Raw genomic sequence first — 18,938 nt, 5'->3', positions numbered from 1 at the left:
ATTGTTTCGTACCTCGCAATGACATTACCCCCGATTCCCGACTCCCGATGCTCTTGACTTCTAACTTTGGGTCTTAACTTGTCAAGATTACCCATTCCCCACCCTCCACCCTTAGGGGGAGAATGGGGCAATATTTACGATCTCGGTGCGGTTCACTCACCGGACACAAAGAATCCTGTAGAACGCCCTGCCATAGCGGCTGATTTTTCCGACACTACGACAGCACTGATTTGATCACTCAGCACGGCTACCTGTTTATCCGGTTGCTTTTCACAGGTCAGTTGAATGAGTTGGGGGGGAGTTTGAGGTAAAGCCTGGACAATTTGCTGATAGAGAGCCTTCGCGTCGGCTTCTTCCTTCCGTTGTACGGATACGGGGATGGGGGAAAATTTTAGAACGAGATCAATTGTGAACATTCAGCTTTTCTCAGTTTTTCACTTAATGATTAGATTATCGGCTACTCCGTCCCCCTTGCATCCGCTTTGGATTCTCAGGGACTTTTAAGCTTTTATTAAAGATTAGGGTAGCCATCTTGAACAGTATCCCTTATTATAGTTAAGTAAAGAAAAGTAAACTTTACTCACAATTCACCCCTTTATCTGCTTAATGTTCTCAGTTTGGGTGAAGGGTAAAGTCGAAAAGCCATATATAACTATTTGGAGATTTACGCACTATGACAATTGCAGTCGGGCGCGTACAGCAGGAACGAGGCTGGTTTGATTCAGTCGATGACTGGCTAAAGCGCGATCGCTTCGTATTTATCGGTTGGTCAGGTTTATTGCTCTTCCCCTGTGCCTACATGGCCTTGGGCGGTTGGCTCACCGGAACCACCTTCGTCACCTCCTGGTACACCCACGGACTCGCCTCCTCCTACCTGGAAGGGGCAAACTTCATCACCGTAGCCGTGTCCTCCCCCGCCGATGCCTTCGGACATTCCCTGCTCTTCCTGTGGGGACCCGAAGCCAACTGGGATTTTACCCGTTGGTGTCAAATTGGCGGACTGTGGCCCTTCGTGGCCTTACATGGCGCATTCGGGCTGATTGGCTTCATGCTACGTCAGTTTGAGATTGCCCGCTTAGTAGGGATTCGTCCTTACAATGCGATCGCCTTCTCCGGTCCGATCTCCGTCTTCGTCAGCGTGTTCTTAATGTACCCCTTGGGACAATCCAGTTGGTTCTTTGCCCCCAGTTTCGGAGTAGCGGGCATCTTCCGTTTCATCCTGTTCCTGCAAGGCTTCCACAACTGGACACTAAACCCCTTCCACATGATGGGGGTAGCCGGAATCCTCGGCGGTGCATTACTCTGTGCCATCCACGGCGCCACCGTAGAAAACACCCTGTTTGAAGACAGCGACCAAGCCAACACCTTCCGCGCCTTCAACCCCACCCAAGCGGAAGAAACCTACAGCATGGTGACAGCTAACCGTTTCTGGAGTCAAATCTTTGGTATTGCCTTCTCCAACAAACGTTGGTTACACTTCTTCATGTTGTTTGTTCCCGTAACAGGTTTGTGGATGAGTTCAGTGGGCATCGTCGGTTTAGCCTTAAACCTGCGCGCCTACGACTTCGTATCCCAAGAAATCCGGGCAGCAGAAGACCCCGAATTTGAAACGTTCTACACCAAGAACATCCTGTTAAACGAAGGTCTGCGAGCTTGGATGGCTCCTCAAGACCAACCCCACGAAAACTTTGAATTCCCCGAAGAAGTTCTACCTCGCGGTAACGCTCTGTAAGGGTTAAGCTTTTTAGCTCACTCCAAAAGACTTCCGGCAACTGTCGGGAGTCTTTTGGCTATTCTCCCCTAGGGTGACATCCTCCCGATGCTCACCCCACGGTTACAGCGCGGGATTTATAGCCCCCCGACCCCCTCAAAAATTAAAAAATTTTTGCCCCCTTTTAATCAGGAAGCCCCATCCTCGCCAACGGCAGGGTGGCGTAGTTCACAAGTTTGTGCTATGGTATTGGGCAAGTCGTTCACGTCGAACCACGACTAAACCATTGAAACGAAGAACCGTCTAGGCAACAAGGAGGTGATGCCCATGAGTGATAGTAGTAAAAGCATGGGTTTCCAAGTTGGTGACAGTCGGCTGTGCGCTGGGGCTGTTCTCTAACAGCTAAGAAAAATTTCCAATCGGGACAAACCCATTGGGGACACAGTACCGAGTACATTTTCTGGGCTGGTAGAGTTCCATCCAGCAGTCAGACTTCAACAACGGAAACCCGCTAGACCGCCCTTACAGGAAAGTTATATTAACTTTTTTGTAAGGGCGGATAGTTTGTGTTTAAAGGGATAGCAATTTCAAAAACACAGGAGATCAACAGATGGCGCAACTCTTAACAGCCAGCGAAATTCAGGAACAACTAGGTCAACTGTCCGGCTGGCAGCAGGACGGGAAAAAAATCTATCAAACCTTTCAATTCAAAGATTTTGTGGCGGCGATCGCCTTTGTCAACCAATTAGTAGACCCAGCCGAGGCCGCCGGACACCACCCGGATCTCGAAATTTCTTACAATAAAGTCACCGTCTCTTTAACCACCCATGATTCAGGAGGCTTAACTAGCAAGGATTTTGCCCTCGCTCAGGAAATTTCCCAAATCATTTAAGTCAATCCCTTTAAGAATCGCTATGATGGGAGGATGAAAGCCCTAAAAGGGCCCGAAATCAGTTGAACGGGAAACCCATTATTTGTTGTCTTGATTGGTTGTCTGGTCAATCTATAATGAAGATAATCGGTAGACCGAGCAATCTGAATAGTGGAAGCTGAGTCAGTATCTAGGACTGTTAGTCTTGATTCTAGTAGTGTATGATAGGCTAAAACACAATCAGGATGTCACTTGTTAGCAAGGTGTGAGGACCAGTAGGACAATGTTTAACAAGCTTTGGAGACTGCAATTGATGAGTCCTGCCCTGATGGGGGCGGCTCTTGTACTTTCTTCTTCGACTGTTGCGATCGCAGCAGGTTCCCCGACTGAAACTAAATCAGTTCCCAGTTCCAGTCAATTTTCTCAATTTTCCGATTCCACTGAATTTTCCACACTCTCTGAGGACTTATTTTCTCAGGAAGTAGCCGAAGGTTTATCTCAAGAACCAGCCAAGAAAGCAACACAGCAGCAACCCGTAGAACTTGCTGCCGCTTCTGTCGCGCCTGAAACCGCCACAGAAATTGATTTCTCAGCCCTATTAGGAACGAACGACACCACAGAAGTTTTAGAGGAACTGGTTCGTTCAGACAACACAACTCCTCCCGTAACCACTGCCGCTAAACCCCTGACTCGTCAGAGTGAAGCCAACTTAAACCAAGTTCGCGTCAACCCAGACAACTTAGAAGAATTAGCGCGCACCGAATCCAGCAACGAACCTTCCGTTGCCGAACTATTAGGTATTCAAGCCGGGCAAAATGCCCAAGTCGCTCAAGCCTTACCCTCCGAAACCAATCCCGCCCTGCTGGATCAACTGAACCGTTATAGCAACGAAGACGTTAACGGTTCAATGGGTCAAGGAGTCCCGGGTGCCGCCCAATTTAGCGACGTTTCCCCCAACGATTGGGCATTCCAAGCCTTAGACGATCTAGTTCGTCGCTATGACTGTTTAAAAGGGTATCCCGACGGAACCTATCGCGGTCAACGTCCCCTCAGTCGTTTTGAATTCGCCGCCGGTTTAAACGCTTGTTTACAACAAATTGAGCGTTTAATTGCCGCTTCTACTGCCGACTTTGTAACCCAAGCCGACCTAGAAACCCTGCAACGCCTCATCCAAGAGTTTGAAGCAGAACTAGCCACCCTCGGAACCCGAGTCGATAGTTTAGAAGGTCGAGTTGCCTTCCTCGAAGATAATCAATTCTCCACCACCACCAAACTGTCTGGGGAAGCCATCATTGCTGTTACCACCAACTTTGGCAGCGATAGCGGTGTGTCCGCCGTAGTGGGGGATCTCGGCAAAGCCGTCCTCGGCAACCGCGTCCGTTTAGACTTAAACACCAGCTTTACAGGTCGAGATCGTTTAGTGACTCGCTTAGAAGCTGGCAACTTAGGCGTGTTTAGACCCGCCAACGTCGCCAACACCCTAACAGGAGCTACCTTAGCCAACTCTGGCAGCTTTGAAGCAGGTCAAACCTTCAATAATCCTCAACTGGGCTTCGGCACGGGAGCGCGTCCTAACAACGTAGATTTAGGTTGGTTAGGATATTACTTCCCCTTTGGCAACTCTCAAGCCTATATCTCCGCCGTCGGTGGGAAATGGAGTGATATTGCCCCCACTTTGAATCCCTACTTTGAAGACTTTGATGGTGGGAAAGGTTCCCTGTCCAGCTTTGCCCAACGCAACCCCATCTACCGCATTGGTGGTGGAGCAGGGGCAGCCCTGAGCTTTGGTTTCAGCCCTCTAGAAAACGTTCTCGGACCCAGTACCGTAACCATTGGCTACATGGCTGGGAATCCCGGCACTCCCCAAGCAGGCGCCGGACTAGTGGATGGAGATTACGCCATCCTGGGCCAAATCAATGCCAACATCAGCGATACCATCGCCTTGGGCTTAACCTACGTTCACGGTTATCACGCCACCAACAGCCCCATCTTCGCTGAAGGTCGCGCCCGCAATACCCAAACCGGAACCGTGGGTAGCTTTATTGCCAATAACCCCTCTGCCTTACTAGATGGTGGTCCAGTGCCTACTGTCACCAACTCCTACGGGGCAGAATTAGCCTTCCGTTTAGGGAATAGCCTGTCCTTGAGTGGTTTTGTGACTCGCACCGATTTCCGCCTGTTGGGTCGCGGTGATGGGGATATCTGGACCTATGGTGCTGGACTTGCCGTTCCTGATTTAGGGCGTCCTGGCAGCGTTTTCGGAATCTTCGGTGGGGTTCAACCGACCTTACGCAGCATTGAAGCGGCCGGAGTCAATGGCAATCTGGTGACTCGTGACACCTCTTGGACCATTGAAGGGTTCTACAAATTCCAGTTGACTGACAACATCAGTATTACCCCCGGTGTGCTTTGGATTACCGATCCTAACCAACGGAAAGGCAATGACTCGGCGATTATCGGGACACTCAGAACGACCTTCTCCTTCTAAAGAAAGTTAGGTTCAGGATGGTTAGACTCTGAAAAATTGGGCTAACTTTACCCTGAGTTGTTCAGATTACAACAGGAGAAACCCCACTCAGAGCGAGTGGGGTTTCTTGTCGTTTTGTGAACGAATCCTGCAAACCCGACCGGAGAATGGGAGTATACTGGAAATAATGCTCTATTCCCAAGGGATTAAAACCATTGTGGAACTTTCTTGCCGCACCGAATACGCTCTCTTGGCCTTGTTGGAATTAACACGCCACTATCCCCAAGGAGAACCATTACAAATCAAACAGATTGCTGCCCAACAAAATATCCCAGATCGCTATTTAGAACAGCTTTTGGCTATTTTACGACGGGGGGGATTTGTGCAAAGTCAACGGGGAGCAAAGGGGGGGTATCTGTTGGCACAGGATCCTTGGAAAATCACCCTGTTAGATATTATTAACTGTTTGGAGGGGGATAGTCGCATGAAACCGGAAGGACTCCCTCAAACGGTGGAGGCGATGGTTGTGGAGGAAGTTTGGCGAGAGATGTATGATCAAATGCAGAGACTGTTACAGAGTTATACGTTGCAAGATTTATTGGAAAAACGGGATGCTCGTCAAGAAAAAGTAGATATTATGTATTACATATGAACTGGGCGAGGGATTTGGGTTGCTAGGGGAAAAGAATTTTAACAAAATGTTGCGGAATTCCCCTTCCTCCCTTGCAGGGAGGGGATGAATAGCAACCAATAAACCAACTGAGCGATCGCGAATCCTCGGATGATCAGGTACAATGTGATCGGCGGTTTATGGCAAGACTGCCCGTTGCCGTGAGGACTTTCTACAAAAACTATCCCGCAAGATAGTCAACGAAAACCAAGTTATTGCTGTAGAGAATCTGAAGGTAAAAGGGATGTTACGAAACCACAAGCTAGCCAAGCACAAAATATCAGAAATGAAGCCTTGCGGATCTTGTCGTTGGGAACCAGCGATAATGCCTGGGGAGGGAGTGTAAGACAACTTGGCAAAACATCGGTTTTGTTAGATGCAGTTCCCGTTGAATCAGGAAGCCCCATCCTCGCCAACGGCAGGGTGGGGTAGTTCGCAATGGGGAATAAGCCTCTATGTTAGGTTGTTATGTCAGATTATAATCCCTATAAGGTGCTAGGTCTTAGTCCCCATGCTAGTCAGGGCGACATTAAACGCGCTTATCGCCGTTTAGTGAAACAATATCACCCCGATAGTCAGCATGAACGGGCAAATCACGAGAAGATTGTCCAGTTAAATGCGGCCTATGAGGTGTTGGGGGATCCTCAACAGCGCTCAGTATATGATCAACAACAAACGGTTGTCCAAAGTCAGCGACAAAGGCGGAGTAAGGCTTCTCAAGAGGAGTATCAGACGACCCAGGAAACCGGGCGCGATCGCGATCTCCATTTTGTCCGTTGGTGTCAAGGAGTCTATCAGCCCGTTAACCTCCTCATTAGCCAGATTTTGAACCCCCTAGAGGCGCAAATTGAGCAATTAGCCGCCGATCCTTTCGATGATGAATTAATGAGCCTGTTTCAGAATTATCTCTACAACTGTCGTCAGGACTTAAATCAAGCCCAGTCCTTGTTCGTCTCCCAACCCAATCCGGCCAAAGTGGCGGGAGTGGCGGCTAATTTATACTATTGTCTCAATCATATTAGTGACGCGCTGGAAGAATTGGAATGGTTTACGTTGAACTACGATGACCATTATTTAGCCACCGGAAAAGAACTCTTTCGTCGGGCCCGACGATTGCGCGAAGAGGCTCAATGTTCTGTGTCCCATTTTTCTTGAGAAATTTTTGCTTTTTCTCAAGGTCTGGAGGGGACGGAATCGGCTAGATTAAGAACAGCACAAGACGAGGAGGTTAATCCAACTGTGGGTAGTGGTTCGATTGTTGAACAACGAGACTATACGTTGATTATCGATAAAAGCGGCAGTATGTCCACCCAAGACCAACCGGGTGGCAAAAGTCGCTGGCAAGCGGTGCAAGAATCGACTCTTGCTTTGGCGAAGCGCTGCGAGGAGTTGGATCCTGACGGGATCACGGTTTATCTATTTTCTGGTCGGTTTAAGCGCTATGACAATGTAACCTCGGATAAAGTCTCTCAGGTGTTTGAAGAACATGAACCGATGGGGAAAACGGATCTGGCCAGTGTTTTGTTTGATGCGTTAGATAATTATTTCCAGCGTAAGGAGGCTGGGGAGGCGAAACCCAATGGGGAGACGATTGTGGTGATCACCGATGGGGAGCCAGATGAGCGGAAACCTGTGATGCGGTTGATTGTGGAAGCGTCGCGCAAAATTGATCGGGATGAAGAATTGGGGATCTCCCTGATTCAGGTGGGACGGGATAAGTTAGCAACTCAGTTTCTAGTGGCTTTAGATAAGCAACTAGAGGATATTGGGGCTAAGTTTGATATTGTCAATACGATTACGATTTATGATATGGAAAGTATGAGCTTAACGGATGTGTTGTTAAAGGCTGTCACCGACTAAGCTAGGCACTTTGGGAGATAGTGTCAAGAGCGGGGTATTAAGCTGGTCTTGGGGGATAATTTTGGCGTTGGAGTTAATGTTGCGATCGCCTCAAGACCATTCTGGGTCAATTGCCGTTGACACGACTGTAAGACTTTGATCTTTCCATCCAAAAACCAGTTCTTTTTAACTAATCAAGGCAAGAATTATCAAAGGAGTGAACCCTTCTTCGTCGCAATAGATGCCATATTTAAGTGTGAAAACTTATTAATTATCAAAATAATTTGAAACCAGCTTATGAAAATTTTGTTGATGGGTTATTACGGACAGAAAAACCTCGGAGATGATTTATTTGTTAAGCAGCTTACTAATTATTTTGATCAGAGATCTGATGTGGGTCAAGTTGATGTGATATGTAAAGCAAACTATTACCCTAAAACCAGCGAAAAGATTAATTTTTGGTCAAGTCAGCAACTCTCTAAGCTAAAACGTCTAGGGTTGATTGTGAAAGCGGATAAGATTTTTTGGGGTGGAGGAACTTTAAATATTGATAGTAAACCTACCAATTTATTGAGGATGCAAAGTATTGCTCAACTCATGGGGAAACAATTTGGATTCTTAGGAATTGGTTTAGAAGGAATAAAGTCAGAAGTACAAGATGCAAGCTACGAATTATTTAAAAAGGCTAACTTACTATATTGTCGAGATTCTTCTTCCTATGAATTGGCTAAAAAATTAAATAAGGATCATGAAAATGTTGGTTTAGGCGGAGATTTAGCCTTTTTAGATTTAAGCATATACCATCCATTTTTAAGTCGGTTTCGCAATTCTGAAATTAAAGAAATATCCTTTTCTGGAATGTTTTGGTGGGGGGATGGTCGAGCGCAATTTTATGGCCGGCAATTAATGCCACTGATCGAAAAATATAATACAGTTATTCATTTACTGCCCTGTCATGTGGGACAGGAAAATAATGATAATCGGTTTCATGAGTTGTTAAGAAAGTATATTCCTGAGAAAAATTGTCTAGTTCATTCATGGAGTAAGACCGAAGAAGTTTTAGAGGTTTTGGGTAAAATGGACTTCCATTTTGGAAATCGGTTACACTCAATCATTATGGCTGATATTTTAGGTATTCCTAATATTGGAATTGGTGAAAAAAAATCTAAGATTGGCAACTATATTGAGAAAACTGGCGTATTATACGAGGAAAGAAGAGTTGCTTTTATGGAGGAAATTTCTTTAGGAAGAATTGAAAAAATTTTTAGGGAGTATAAAAGACCTGAAGATTTTATTAATAATGAATCTGAACAGGCTCAAAAATGTTTGGAGCAAATTCGCTAAGGAGAAGATTAATCTGGAGGTTAATCTAATGTTGGGGAGTAGTTCAATCTATACTCATGTCAGGGGGGAAGGTTTCCCTGTGTTATGTATACATGGCCATCCGGGATCAGGAGGGGCTATGTCGGTTTTTACGGATTCCCTCTCCCAACAGTGTTTAACTTTGGCTCCGGATTTGCGGGGCTATGGTCGGAGTCGCACCGGAATCCCTTTCACCTTGTCCCAACATTTGCAGGATTTGGAGGCACTACTGGATCAGAGACAGATTGAACGCTGTCTGCTGTTGGGCTGGTCTTTGGGGGGGATTTTGGCGTTGGAATTAATGTTGCGATCGCCTCAACGCTATTCTGGGTTAATTCTCATCGGCACCGCTGCCCGTCCCCGAGGTCGTCATCCTAAAACCACCCCCTTTGAATTATTGGCGACAGGCATCGCCGGACTGCTAAATACTTGGCGACCGGGCTGGTCTTGGAATATTGAACAATGGGGCAAACGCTCCCTCTTTCGTTATTTGCTCCAACAACACACGACCGAAGCTTATGGCTACTTAGCTCGTGAGGGAACCCCCGCGTATTACCAAACCTCTCCTTTGGCTCATCAAGCCCTTCGTCAAGCCCTCCAATCGGGTTATAACCGACTGCCGGATCTCCAGAAGATCACGGTTCCTTGTCTTATGCTCGCCGGGTCAGAGGATGTTCACATTACCCCCGAGTCAAGTCAGGAAACGGCTCTCGCGTTACCAAATTGTGAATGGCACTGTTATCACCACACAGCCCATTTATTCCCTTGGGAAGTTCCCAGCGCTCTACAAACACGCCTTCAGGAGTGGCTAAAGGCTCATCCCGAAGTGACGCAGTAAGGAGATGAATGTCGGGCAGGCTAATACCCACTCACCAGACCCTAACAACAGGGTTTAGACTGCCCTTCATTTCTCCTCCCCTGCGCCCCTAGGATAACTGACCACTAAGAGTGGGGAATCTCTCATGGTCAGGAGTCTCCCCCAACTCATCAAAAACCGTTAAGTCATCCGGTTTCATGCGTTGGATATAAACACTAATGCCTTGCGCTCCCTCGTCTTTGAGGTCGTCAACGTATCCACTACTCATTTCTTGGGCTTCCTGTTGATTGGCGAACGGGCCAAAATAATAGGTGCAACGGGGGTTTTCGGTTTTCACTTCCACCCACCATGCCCAGCCAAAGAAGTTAAGAATCTGAACCACAGTATCTTTCATGTTCTTCCCCGATTTAGCAGGATTCAACCTGGCATTATAATGCCTTGCTCTTTACAATACTTAACGATGACGGATTTTTCACTCCCTTTATACTCTGGATGCTCATTTTTTTAAAGTCTATTCAGACACAGTTTCCAAATAAACCGCTTCGCTCCAGCGTTGACGATAGACTTCATAGAGGGTCATGGCTGTGGCCACAGAGGCATTAAGACTGGGGGTTTTGCCCGTGGTGGGGATAGATACCAGAACATCACAGTTGCGCTGGGTTAATAAATTCAGACCTTTGCCCTCGGAACCAATGACTAGGGCGATCGCACCCTCAAATTTCACCTTATGGAGGGGGGTTTCCGCCCCGGCTGTTGTGCCGTAAATCCAAAAACCGGCGGCCTTCAATTCTTCCAACGCTCGACTGAGATTGACAACCCGAGCTACGGGAAAATTTTCTAAAGCTCCCGTGGCCGCTTTACTTACGCCAGAGGTGATCCCCACGGCGCGCCGTTGGGGGATCACCAATCCTTGCGATCCCATCGCTTCGGCCGTGCGAATCATCGCCCCTAAATTATGGGGATCCTCGATCCCGTCGGCTACTAAAATCACCGGATGCTCTGTTTTACTTTTCGCCTGGGTGATTAAATCGGCTAATTCCCAGTAAGTATAGGGGGCGACTTGGGCGGCGACTCCTTGATGGTTTGCCCCTTGGGTCATTTGTTCCAGACGACGGGGTGCTACTTCATCCACGACGGTGCCTTTAGCCTTGGCCTGTTCAATCAGGGAGTGAAAATGGGGATCATAGCGCAGACGGGGAATAATCCAGAGGCGATTGAGTTGGCGATCGCTTTCTAAGGCGGCTAACACGGCATGACGACCATAGATCAAATCGGGATTTTCTGGGGTTTCTGATGGGTCTTTGGCTAGGGGATTCCTGTGATAACCCGAGGAAATCATTTTCTTGCGACCGCCTAACTCTTGACTTTCAGGTTGTTCTGAGCGTTTTGTCACCCGATGGGGGGTCCCTTGGCGGTTTGAGGGATTCTGAGCCGAAAATGACTCCTCTCCAAAGGTGCGATCGCGCCGGGCGGGTTTGCCTTTCACCCGAGCGCGAATCCGTTTCCCGGCAGGTTTGCCAACCCCCCGAGTGGGACGGGCCGAAGAAGGTTTAGCGGAAGAACGAGGTAAATCCATAATACAATAGTCCTAGGGTGTACTGAAGAAAAAAACGGGTAGAAGTTAAAGGCAAAACTTAAAAACTCTAATCCAATTGCAACTGCACCAGCAAATCATGAAGGCGCTGGGGATTCGTTAAATACAAATAGCCAACCAAAGTTTCTAAACTGGTCGCTTGTTGGTAAATTTCGGGAGCCAAACGGGGAGGACGGCGATGGGTAGCATTGCGTCCCCGTCTTACCATCGTTAACTCTTCCGGCGTTAATTGGGGCAACAATAATTGTAACTGAGTTGCTTGGCGTTCTGCACGGACTTGAGCCACCACAAGCTGGTGATATTGAGCAATCCGACGGGGGGGAAACAGATAATACTGACGAATATAAAGCTCATAGATGGCATCCCCCAAATAGGCCAAAGCGATGGGAGAGAGACGTTCCACGGGCTGCCCCTCTAGGGAAGAGGTCAGGGCATCCACTTCTCCCCAAGGCTCCCCCAACAGAGAACCGGGATCAGATTGGCTTGAGGGCGAGGGTTGAATCACAAAAAACGACCTTCCCGTAAAACAGGGATTGGAGCAGGGTCGGAGGGGATGGGACAACAAAACCCCGTCCTCCCTCCTGATTTTCGGACGCGATCGCCATAATTGAAGACTTTGACACTCCCACCGTTAAACCCATCGGTTCTAACGGGAGTCCTATGATTGACATTTTACGAGTGACATTTAAAGATAGGCCGGGCGAAACAACTGCTAAAACGCTTTCCTAGCATATTACATCAGAAAGCGTTTAACAGAGCTTGGCCCTCTGAGCCTGACCCCCTAGGAAGCACTTTGAATATTTTCCAGTGCTACCTCAACCGAGGGTTGTAAAGACAGAAACTTTTCTAAGCGAACGAGCTTCACGGTTTGAGTCACACGGGCGTTGGTCACAATTTGAACCTTTCCACCCAAGGTTTGCGCTTGCTTAACTAATTGCACAAGCGCACCTAGACCGGAACTATCGACAAAATCAATTTGTGATAGCACTAGAATGGTGTTTTTGGGGCCATCCTCAATGCAGGCACTTAACACTTTCCGAAAAGTTGGTTCAGAAAAAGCGTCAAGTAGCCCAGTCAGCCGAAATATTTGGCAATCTTTCCTAACTTCTCGCGTGCCCCTTAAGCTTACGGTTAGGTTAAGTGCTTCAGGAATAACTTCCTCCTCACTGTAGCCTTATAGAATCAATGCTCTAGTATATCGGTTATTCGGTCTTTTTGGGTAAAAGAATTGGAAAAGCGGCGATCGCCCCCTGCCCTCAATCAATTCTGCGCCGCCCGATTTTCCGCCATCAGACGAACAAACTTTTCAAACAAATAGTCTGCATCATGGGGACCTGGACTCGCTTCAGGGTGATACTGCACCGAGAAAAAGGGCAATTTCTTATGAGCCAAACCCGCCACCGTCTGATCATTCAAATTAAAGTGGGTAATCTCAATATCCTCCCCTAAAGATTCCGCCGTCACCGCGAAACCATGATTTTGGCTGGTAATTTCCACCTTCTGACTTAAACCACAGGGTTGATTTAACCCCCGATGGCCGAACTTCAACTTAAAGGTTTCCGCCCCCAGCGCCAGCCCTAAAATCTGATGCCCCATACAGATGCCAAACATCGGTTTTTGACTTTCCAAGAGGCTTTTCACCGTTACAATACCTTCCTGAACCGCAGAGGGGTCCCCAGGGCCATTGGAGAGAAAGATACCATCCGGGTTGTACTTGAGAATCTCTTCTGGGGGCGTATTAGCCGGAACCACCGTAATCTGACAGCCATAGCTCGCCAAACGCTTGAGAATATTCCGTTTCACCCCAAAATCCACCGCCACCACCCGTAAAGGTTCACCCGTGATGGCTTCCCCTTCCTTAAACTCCCAGTTTCCCTCAGTCACATCAGACCATTCATAGGGCGTTTTAGTCGTCACCTCTTTGACTAAATTTTGTCCAGCCATAGAAGGAGCGCCTTGAACTTGACGGAGTAACTCATCAGGATCCAGAATTTCGGTTGACAATGCCCCATTCATTGCTCCCACTGTGCGAATTTTTCGAGTGAGGGAACGGGTGTCAATGCCATAAATCCCCGGAATACGATGTTGTTTGAGATAATCCGGTAAAGATTGGGTAGAGCGCCAATTACTGGGACGATAGCAAATATTACGGGCAATCACGGCGCGGATTTGGGGATGGGCAGACTCTTCATCCTCGGCATTCACTCCCGTGTTGCCCAACTCTGGATAAGTAAAGGTGATAATTTGGCCGCAATAGCTGGGGTCGGTCAAAACCTCTTGATACCCGGTCATTCCGGTGTTAAACACAACTTCACCAATCGCTGTGCCAGGCGCACCGAAGGAAAAGCCACGGTAGGAGGTACCATCAGCCAGCACCAGTAGAGCAGGTTGAGCGTGGGAAATGGGCATAGGTCTTTTCAGATGAATCGATAAAAGATGGCTAGTTTTAGCCATCCCCCACTTTACCAGTCCTTTTTTCCAGATCCACTGGAATTAAACAATTGATTCAGAGTTGGGAGGATGTCACGACTCAACTCGTGGTGATGCCAAAATCATTATAGATTCGACCCGAGAGAAAATCACTTACTTTTCAGGAATCGGGGTAAGAAGTGATGTAGATTAACATATCCTTTGACGAAAGTCACTACTGAGGACTTACTTTCTCTTTATACTGAAGGTCAAGGATGTTCTCATGTCCTCACTGTATCCACACAATTTCCCTATATCATTTATAACCGATTTGCTTAAACCAACTCTATCCCGGGGATATGGATCACAGTTTGCATCACAACGCAAAATCTTGACTAGGATTAACTTTAATCAGACCAATCGGATTAATGCTGTTGTTGCCCCCGCTTGTTATTGAGAAATTACCATGCCAACCCCTCCTTTCTCTATCAGCCCCCCGGAAGACAATCTAGAATTGTCTCACACCCTTGATTTTCCCTTTGAGGAGTCCAATGACGCGGCACAAGTCCTGTCGTCAGACTTCATGGAGGAGGATTGGGACGGCTCCGAACCCAATCTAGAAGCTCCGAAACGGTCGGGTCGCTACACTACTGACCTCGTGCGTTTATACTTAACCGAAATTGGCCGCGTCCCGTTATTAAAACGAGATGAGGAGGTTTCTGAGGCGCAAATCATTCAACGCTATGTTGCTTTGTTGAATTTGCGGGCTCAGGGGGCGGCAGCCGCTCGCAGACCAACTTCTGTCATCCTGATTAAAGCCATTTTAGAGGGCGTGGGTTCTCTTGGGGTACAGGAACAGTGGGTACAGGAACAGTGGGTACAGGAACAGTTAGTGGTTGCTCATCTCCTAGCATCCTATCAGAACCGATTGATGGCGCGCTTTATGAATTTGATTGAAGCGCATGATCGTTTAGCGGCACAATTAGGACATCGCCCTTCTTGGGAACGTTGGGCCAAGGAGGTGAATTTGGATGTGGTGGACCTGAAACAGGCACTCTGGAGCGGGAAACTGCACTGGGCAATTTTGGCAGATTTGAATGGTGAGGAGTTGGAGGAAATCCAAAAATCGGGGATTCGCGCTAAGGAACATATGATTAAGGCGAATTTGCGCCTAGTGGTTTCCGTGGCGAAGAAATACCAAAATCGGGGTCTGGAGTTGTTGGATTTAATCCAAGAGGGAACGCTGGGACTCGAACGAGCGGTAGAAAAATTTGACCCCACGAAAGGGTATCGTTTCAGTACCTATGCTTACTGGTGGATTCGTCAGGGGATTACTCGGGCGATCGCCACTCAAAGCCGCACCATTCGCCTCCCAGTCCATATCACCGAGAAGTTAAACAAAATCAAGAAGGCCCAACGCAAGATTTCCCAAGAAAAAGGACGGACTGCCAAAACCGAGGACATCGCCAAGGAACTGGATATGACCCCGGATCAGGTGCGGGAAGTCTTATTACGGGTTCCTCGTTCCGTATCTTTAGAAATTAAAGTCGGTAAGGAAAAAGACACGGAGTTAGGGGATCTCCTAGAAACCGAAGAAGCTTCTCCCGAAGACACCCTAATGCGGGAAGCCTTGGTTAGAGAATTGCAACATATGCTCACGGATTTGACCAGTCGGGAACGGGATGTGATTCAAATGCGGTACGGTTTGAACAACGGACAGCCTTATTCTTTAGCGGAAATCGGGCGAGCGCTGGAGTTATCCCGGGAACGAGTGCGACAAATTGAAGCCAAAGCATTACAAAAACTTCGTCAACCCAAACGGCGTAATCGGGTGCGAGACTATTTAGAGTCTTTAAGTTAGGGGGTTTAAGCTCCTAGCATAAATTTTCACCCGGAAGACACCCCTATAATAGGCGGTGTCTTTCCGTTTTTGGTGGCTCAATGATGACCCCTCCCCCTAACCTAGAAATTGTCCATTTAAGCAAGCATTTTGGTCCGTTAGTGGCTTTAGATCACGTCTCCCTACGCATTAAACCGGGGACGTTTCACGCTTTGCTGGGGGAGAATGGGGCGGGAAAAAGTACGCTGGTGAAATGTGTTATGGGCTACTATCATCCTGACCGAGGGGATATTGTGATTAATGGTCAATCTCGCACCATTGACTCTCCTCGCCGGGCCCATCAGTATGGGGTGGGTATGGTGTATCAACATTTCACCTCGATTCCGGCCATGACGGTGGCGGAAAATTTGGTCTTAGCTCGTTATGATCGCAAAAATTGGCTGAACTGGCCTCAAGAGTATGAAGCCCTGGCGGCGTTTTTGGAGACTACCCCCTTTCGAGTGCCGTTAGATGTTCCTGTGAGCCAGTTGGCGGCAGGAGAGAAGCAAAAATTAGAGATTCTCAAGCAACTGTATTTACAAAGCCGTTTGTTGATTTTAGATGAACCGACTTCTGTTTTGACTCCCCAAGAGGCCGATGAGGTGTTAGGACTGCTCCATCAGGCCGTTGAACGGGGGGAGTTGAGTGTTCTGCTGATTACCCATAAGTTTCGGGAGGTGACAGCGTTTGCGGATGAGGTGACGGTGTTGCGTCGGGGTGCGGTGGCTGGTCAGGGAAAGGTGGCGGATTTGGGGGTGGCGGATTTGGCCGTGATGATGTTGGGGGAGGCGAAACCGCCTAAAGTCTTGAATAAAACGCCTTGGCTGGAAGGGGAGACGATTTTAGAGCTTCAAGACCTCCATGTTTTGAAAGATAATGGGCTGGAGGCGGTGCGGGGGGTGAGTTTAAGGGTGGGACGGGGGGAGATTGTGGCGATCGCGGGAGTCTCGGGGAATGGACAAAAGGAACTGGTGGAAGTCTTGGCGGGTCAGCGTTCTGCTACGGGGGGACGGGTCACAATTCAAGGTCAGGTTTACCATGCCACAAGGCGAGAAATGTTGGACTATGGGGTGGTGGCTTTGCCGGAAGAACCCCTGCGCAATGCTTGTGTTCCCCATTTTTCGGTGGCGGAAAATATGGCTCTGCGCACGTTTGACCGTCCACCCCAAACTCGTTGGGGGGTGTGGTTAATCCTCAAAGCGATGCGGGAGCGGGCCCAGGAGTTAATTCAAGGGTTTAAGGTTAAAACTCCTTCCCCTGAAACGCCTATGGAGCAGTTATCGGGGGGGAATATTCAACGGGCGGTTTTAGCGCGAGAATTATCGTCTCCTCAGATTCAACTGCTGATTGCGGCGAATCCCTGTTTTGGTTTAGATTTTGCGGCGGTAGACTATATTCATGAGCAAATTGTGGCGGCACGAAACCGGGGGGTTGGGGTCTTGTTAGTGAGTGAGGATTTAGATGAGTTGTTAAGCTTGGGCGATCGCATTTTGGTGATTAGTGAAGGGCGTTTAGTCTATGAAAGCCCGATCTCTGAGGCGGATCTCCTGCAAATTGGTCAAGCTATGGCTGGCCATGATCATGTCCACCCACAAGGGCAATAATGAAGAAGTAACCATTGATCCTGAGATAGTCCCTATGGTTTTTATTCTCGCTCAACCCTATCCCTATCCCCTCCCGAAACCCGGTCAATTTGCCCTCGTCATCATTGATATGCAACGGGATTTTCTTGAACAAGGGGGTTTCGGTGAATCTCTGGGCAATGAAGTGAACACCCTACGGGAAATTGTCCCTACTCTCCAGCGTCTGCTAGAGAAGTTTCGCCAAGAACAATGGCCGATTATTTATACTCTAGAATCCCATGCTCCTGACCTCTCTGACTGTCCTCCGAGTAAGTTAATGCGGGGGGAAGGACTACTGAAAATTGGAGATGAGGGGCCAATGGGTAGAATTTTGATTAAAGGAGAACCGGGTAACGCCATTATCCCGGAATTGACCCCTGAACGAGGAGAATTTATCATCCCGAAACCGGGCAAGGGGGCTTTTTATAATACCCCTTTAGAGGACATTTTACAGACCCAAGGTATCACCCATTTAATTGTAACGGGAGTCACTACGGAGGTCTGTGTTCAAAGTACCATGCGGGAAGCCAATGATCGAGGCTATGAATGTTTGTTGGTGGAAGATGCTACAGCTAGTTATTTCCCGGAGTTTAAACAGGCCACTTTAGCGATGATTTCGGCGCAGGGGGGAATTGTGGGGTGGACGGCAACGGCTAATCAAGTGTTAAATGCGTTAGACGGGATTAGGTGAATTCATGGTGCGTGGATTGGTTTCTGGGGCAATTTATCCGTTCCGTGCGATCGCGGTTTTTTGGCAAACGCCTAAACTCCTTGCTTATCTCATCTTGCCCATTTTGGTGAATTTGATCATTGGGGTTGTATTATATCTCAGCTTACTCCTGCCGGGTCTTCGGGGGGTGGAACGGTTGACCTTACAAGTCACTCAAGGGGTGAATAATGCGATCGCCACCTTACCCCCTTGGTTAGGCTTATTAGATAATCTTATCCTCGCCCTAGGTTATGTATTCCAAGGTCTTATATTAATCCTCTTACTCTTAATCACCGGGTTTTTATTGCTACAATTTGGCAGCATTTTAGGCTCACCTTGGTATGGTTTACTCTCAGAAAAACTAGAAGAACAGCGCCTCGGTCAGGCCACCACCATTGATATTGGCATCATCCGGGATATTTGGCGAGCCTTACTCTTTGAACTCAAAAAACTGGTTTTCTGGTTAGGTCTAGCTATTCCCTTACTGATTTTGGGTTTTATTCCGGGAGTTGGCCCCCTTTTTTTAACCATTTGTTGGGTATCCCTCACCGCGTTTATTGCTTGCCTTGACTTCCTCGACGGTCCATCAGAACGTCGTCGCTTTCCCTTTCGGAAAAAAGTCAAAATTGTCTTAATGACCTTACCTGCTAGTGCCAGTTTTAGCCTTGTTTGTTGGGTTTTATGTAGTGTTCCCTTGTTAAACTTACTGACCATTCCCCTCTGTGTCAGTGCTGGAACATTATTCTGGTGTGATCGGGTGTATCCTAAATTGACATCCTCCCCGGCCTAAAGGCACGGGGATTCCCAGTCTGTCCACATTAAGTGGACTCCTGATGGGTAGACAGACAAGCAACCGCCCCCGATTGGGGTCTCACACTGCTTAACGCCTGTCCATTCAGGTCGGCAAGCCCTGCCGCCATAATATTTACACTGGCATTCACATCCCGGTCTTGTTCTGCACCACAGTTGAGGCACAGTACCGACCGCA

The 18,938-nt window shown here is 48.0% G+C and carries 18 protein-coding genes and 1 pseudogene; 13 read left to right on the top strand and 6 right to left on the bottom strand.

Annotation, left to right across the window (positions count from 1 at the left end; translation table 11 throughout):
* Nucleotides 1-152 precede the first annotated feature (152 nt).
* Entirely contained in the window at nt 153-416 is a 264-nt protein-coding gene (locus K4A83_RS04135) for a hypothetical protein (protein ID WP_265263151.1), read from the bottom strand.
* Between the two features lie 257 nt (nt 417-673).
* On the opposite strand from K4A83_RS04135, the gene psbD reads away from it, so the two are divergent.
* The 9 genes and pseudogenes from psbD (at nt 674) to K4A83_RS04090 (ending at nt 9,758) form a co-directional block, all read left to right on the top strand.
* Complete coding sequence (gene psbD, locus K4A83_RS04130) at nt 674-1,732, top strand: photosystem II D2 protein (photosystem q(a) protein) (RefSeq protein WP_017306012.1); 1,059 nt, start codon at nt 674-676, stop codon at nt 1,730-1,732.
* A 589-nt stretch (nt 1,733-2,321) separates the two neighbouring features.
* The gene (locus K4A83_RS04125; RefSeq protein WP_265263150.1) at nt 2,322-2,603 is read left to right on the top strand and encodes a 4a-hydroxytetrahydrobiopterin dehydratase; all 282 of its coding nucleotides are present in this window, start codon (nt 2,322-2,324) and stop codon (nt 2,601-2,603) included.
* Nucleotides 2,604-2,895: 292 nt separating this feature from the next.
* On the top strand, nt 2,896-5,070 hold the full coding sequence (locus K4A83_RS04120) for an iron uptake porin (protein ID WP_265263149.1): 2,175 nt from the start codon (nt 2,896-2,898) through the stop codon (nt 5,068-5,070).
* A gap of 166 nt (nt 5,071-5,236) precedes the next feature.
* The gene (locus K4A83_RS04115; protein WP_265263148.1) at nt 5,237-5,701 is read left to right on the top strand and encodes an RrF2 family transcriptional regulator; all 465 of its coding nucleotides are present in this window, start codon (nt 5,237-5,239) and stop codon (nt 5,699-5,701) included.
* 154 nt (nt 5,702-5,855) lie between these two features.
* Nucleotides 5,856-6,151, top strand: a pseudogene (locus K4A83_RS04110) (RNA-guided endonuclease TnpB family protein); the annotation flags it as partial.
* A gap of 36 nt (nt 6,152-6,187) precedes the next feature.
* The gene (locus tag K4A83_RS04105) at nt 6,188-6,874 is read left to right on the top strand and encodes a J domain-containing protein (RefSeq protein WP_265263147.1); all 687 of its coding nucleotides are present in this window, start codon (nt 6,188-6,190) and stop codon (nt 6,872-6,874) included.
* Nucleotides 6,875-6,973: 99 nt separating this feature from the next.
* Nucleotides 6,974-7,579 (top strand): vWA domain-containing protein, encoded by a 606-nt coding sequence (locus tag K4A83_RS04100; protein WP_407809809.1) that lies wholly within the window; start codon nt 6,974-6,976, stop codon nt 7,577-7,579.
* 276 nt (nt 7,580-7,855) lie between these two features.
* Nucleotides 7,856-8,902 carry a polysaccharide pyruvyl transferase family protein gene (locus K4A83_RS04095; protein ID WP_265263145.1) on the top strand — a complete coding sequence of 349 codons (1,047 nt, stop codon included), beginning with the start codon at nt 7,856-7,858 and terminating at the stop codon, nt 8,900-8,902.
* 28 nt (nt 8,903-8,930) lie between these two features.
* Nucleotides 8,931-9,758, top strand: coding sequence for an alpha/beta fold hydrolase (locus K4A83_RS04090; protein WP_265263144.1), 828 nt, complete (start codon nt 8,931-8,933; stop codon nt 9,756-9,758).
* 88 nt (nt 9,759-9,846) lie between these two features.
* On the opposite strand, the gene K4A83_RS04085 is transcribed toward K4A83_RS04090, so the two are convergent.
* From K4A83_RS04085 to carA, 5 genes are all read right to left on the bottom strand, one after another.
* Nucleotides 9,847-10,131 (bottom strand): DUF1816 domain-containing protein, encoded by a 285-nt coding sequence (locus K4A83_RS04085; RefSeq protein WP_265263142.1) that lies wholly within the window; start codon nt 10,129-10,131, stop codon nt 9,847-9,849.
* A 117-nt stretch (nt 10,132-10,248) separates the two neighbouring features.
* Nucleotides 10,249-11,313, bottom strand: coding sequence for a 23S rRNA (guanosine(2251)-2'-O)-methyltransferase RlmB (gene rlmB, locus K4A83_RS04080; RefSeq protein WP_265263141.1), 1,065 nt, complete (start codon nt 11,311-11,313; stop codon nt 10,249-10,251).
* Between the two features lie 67 nt (nt 11,314-11,380).
* Nucleotides 11,381-11,836, bottom strand: a complete 456-nt coding sequence (locus K4A83_RS04075) for a Mini-ribonuclease 3 (protein ID WP_265263140.1) — start codon at nt 11,834-11,836, stop codon at nt 11,381-11,383.
* 276 nt (nt 11,837-12,112) lie between these two features.
* Complete coding sequence (locus K4A83_RS04070; RefSeq protein WP_265263191.1) at nt 12,113-12,484, bottom strand: STAS domain-containing protein; 372 nt, start codon at nt 12,482-12,484, stop codon at nt 12,113-12,115.
* A gap of 107 nt (nt 12,485-12,591) precedes the next feature.
* Nucleotides 12,592-13,740 (bottom strand): glutamine-hydrolyzing carbamoyl-phosphate synthase small subunit, encoded by a 1,149-nt coding sequence (gene carA / locus K4A83_RS04065; protein WP_265263139.1) that lies wholly within the window; start codon nt 13,738-13,740, stop codon nt 12,592-12,594.
* A gap of 583 nt (nt 13,741-14,323) precedes the next feature.
* Between carA and sigC the strand changes: the two genes are divergently transcribed.
* From sigC to K4A83_RS04045, 4 genes are all read left to right on the top strand, one after another.
* On the top strand, nt 14,324-15,601 hold the full coding sequence (gene sigC, locus K4A83_RS04060; RefSeq protein ID WP_456154564.1) for an RNA polymerase sigma factor SigC: 1,278 nt from the start codon (nt 14,324-14,326) through the stop codon (nt 15,599-15,601).
* 83 nt (nt 15,602-15,684) lie between these two features.
* Nucleotides 15,685-17,223 (top strand): ABC transporter ATP-binding protein, encoded by a 1,539-nt coding sequence (locus K4A83_RS04055; RefSeq protein ID WP_407809808.1) that lies wholly within the window; start codon nt 15,685-15,687, stop codon nt 17,221-17,223.
* Nucleotides 17,224-17,257: 34 nt separating this feature from the next.
* Nucleotides 17,258-17,932, top strand: a complete 675-nt coding sequence (locus K4A83_RS04050; RefSeq protein WP_407809807.1) for a cysteine hydrolase family protein — start codon at nt 17,258-17,260, stop codon at nt 17,930-17,932.
* Nucleotides 17,933-17,936: 4 nt separating this feature from the next.
* Complete coding sequence (locus tag K4A83_RS04045; protein WP_265263135.1) at nt 17,937-18,740, top strand: EI24 domain-containing protein; 804 nt, start codon at nt 17,937-17,939, stop codon at nt 18,738-18,740.
* Nucleotides 18,741-18,938: the final 198 nt, after the last annotated feature.

The organism is Spirulina subsalsa FACHB-351 (assembly GCF_026130165.1).
GTDB classification, from domain to species: Bacteria; Cyanobacteriota; Cyanobacteriia; order Cyanobacteriales; family Spirulinaceae; genus Spirulina_A; species Spirulina_A subsalsa_A.
The sequence above is the reverse complement of the archived record's forward strand: the minus strand, read 5'-3'. Positions and strand labels throughout refer to the sequence as shown.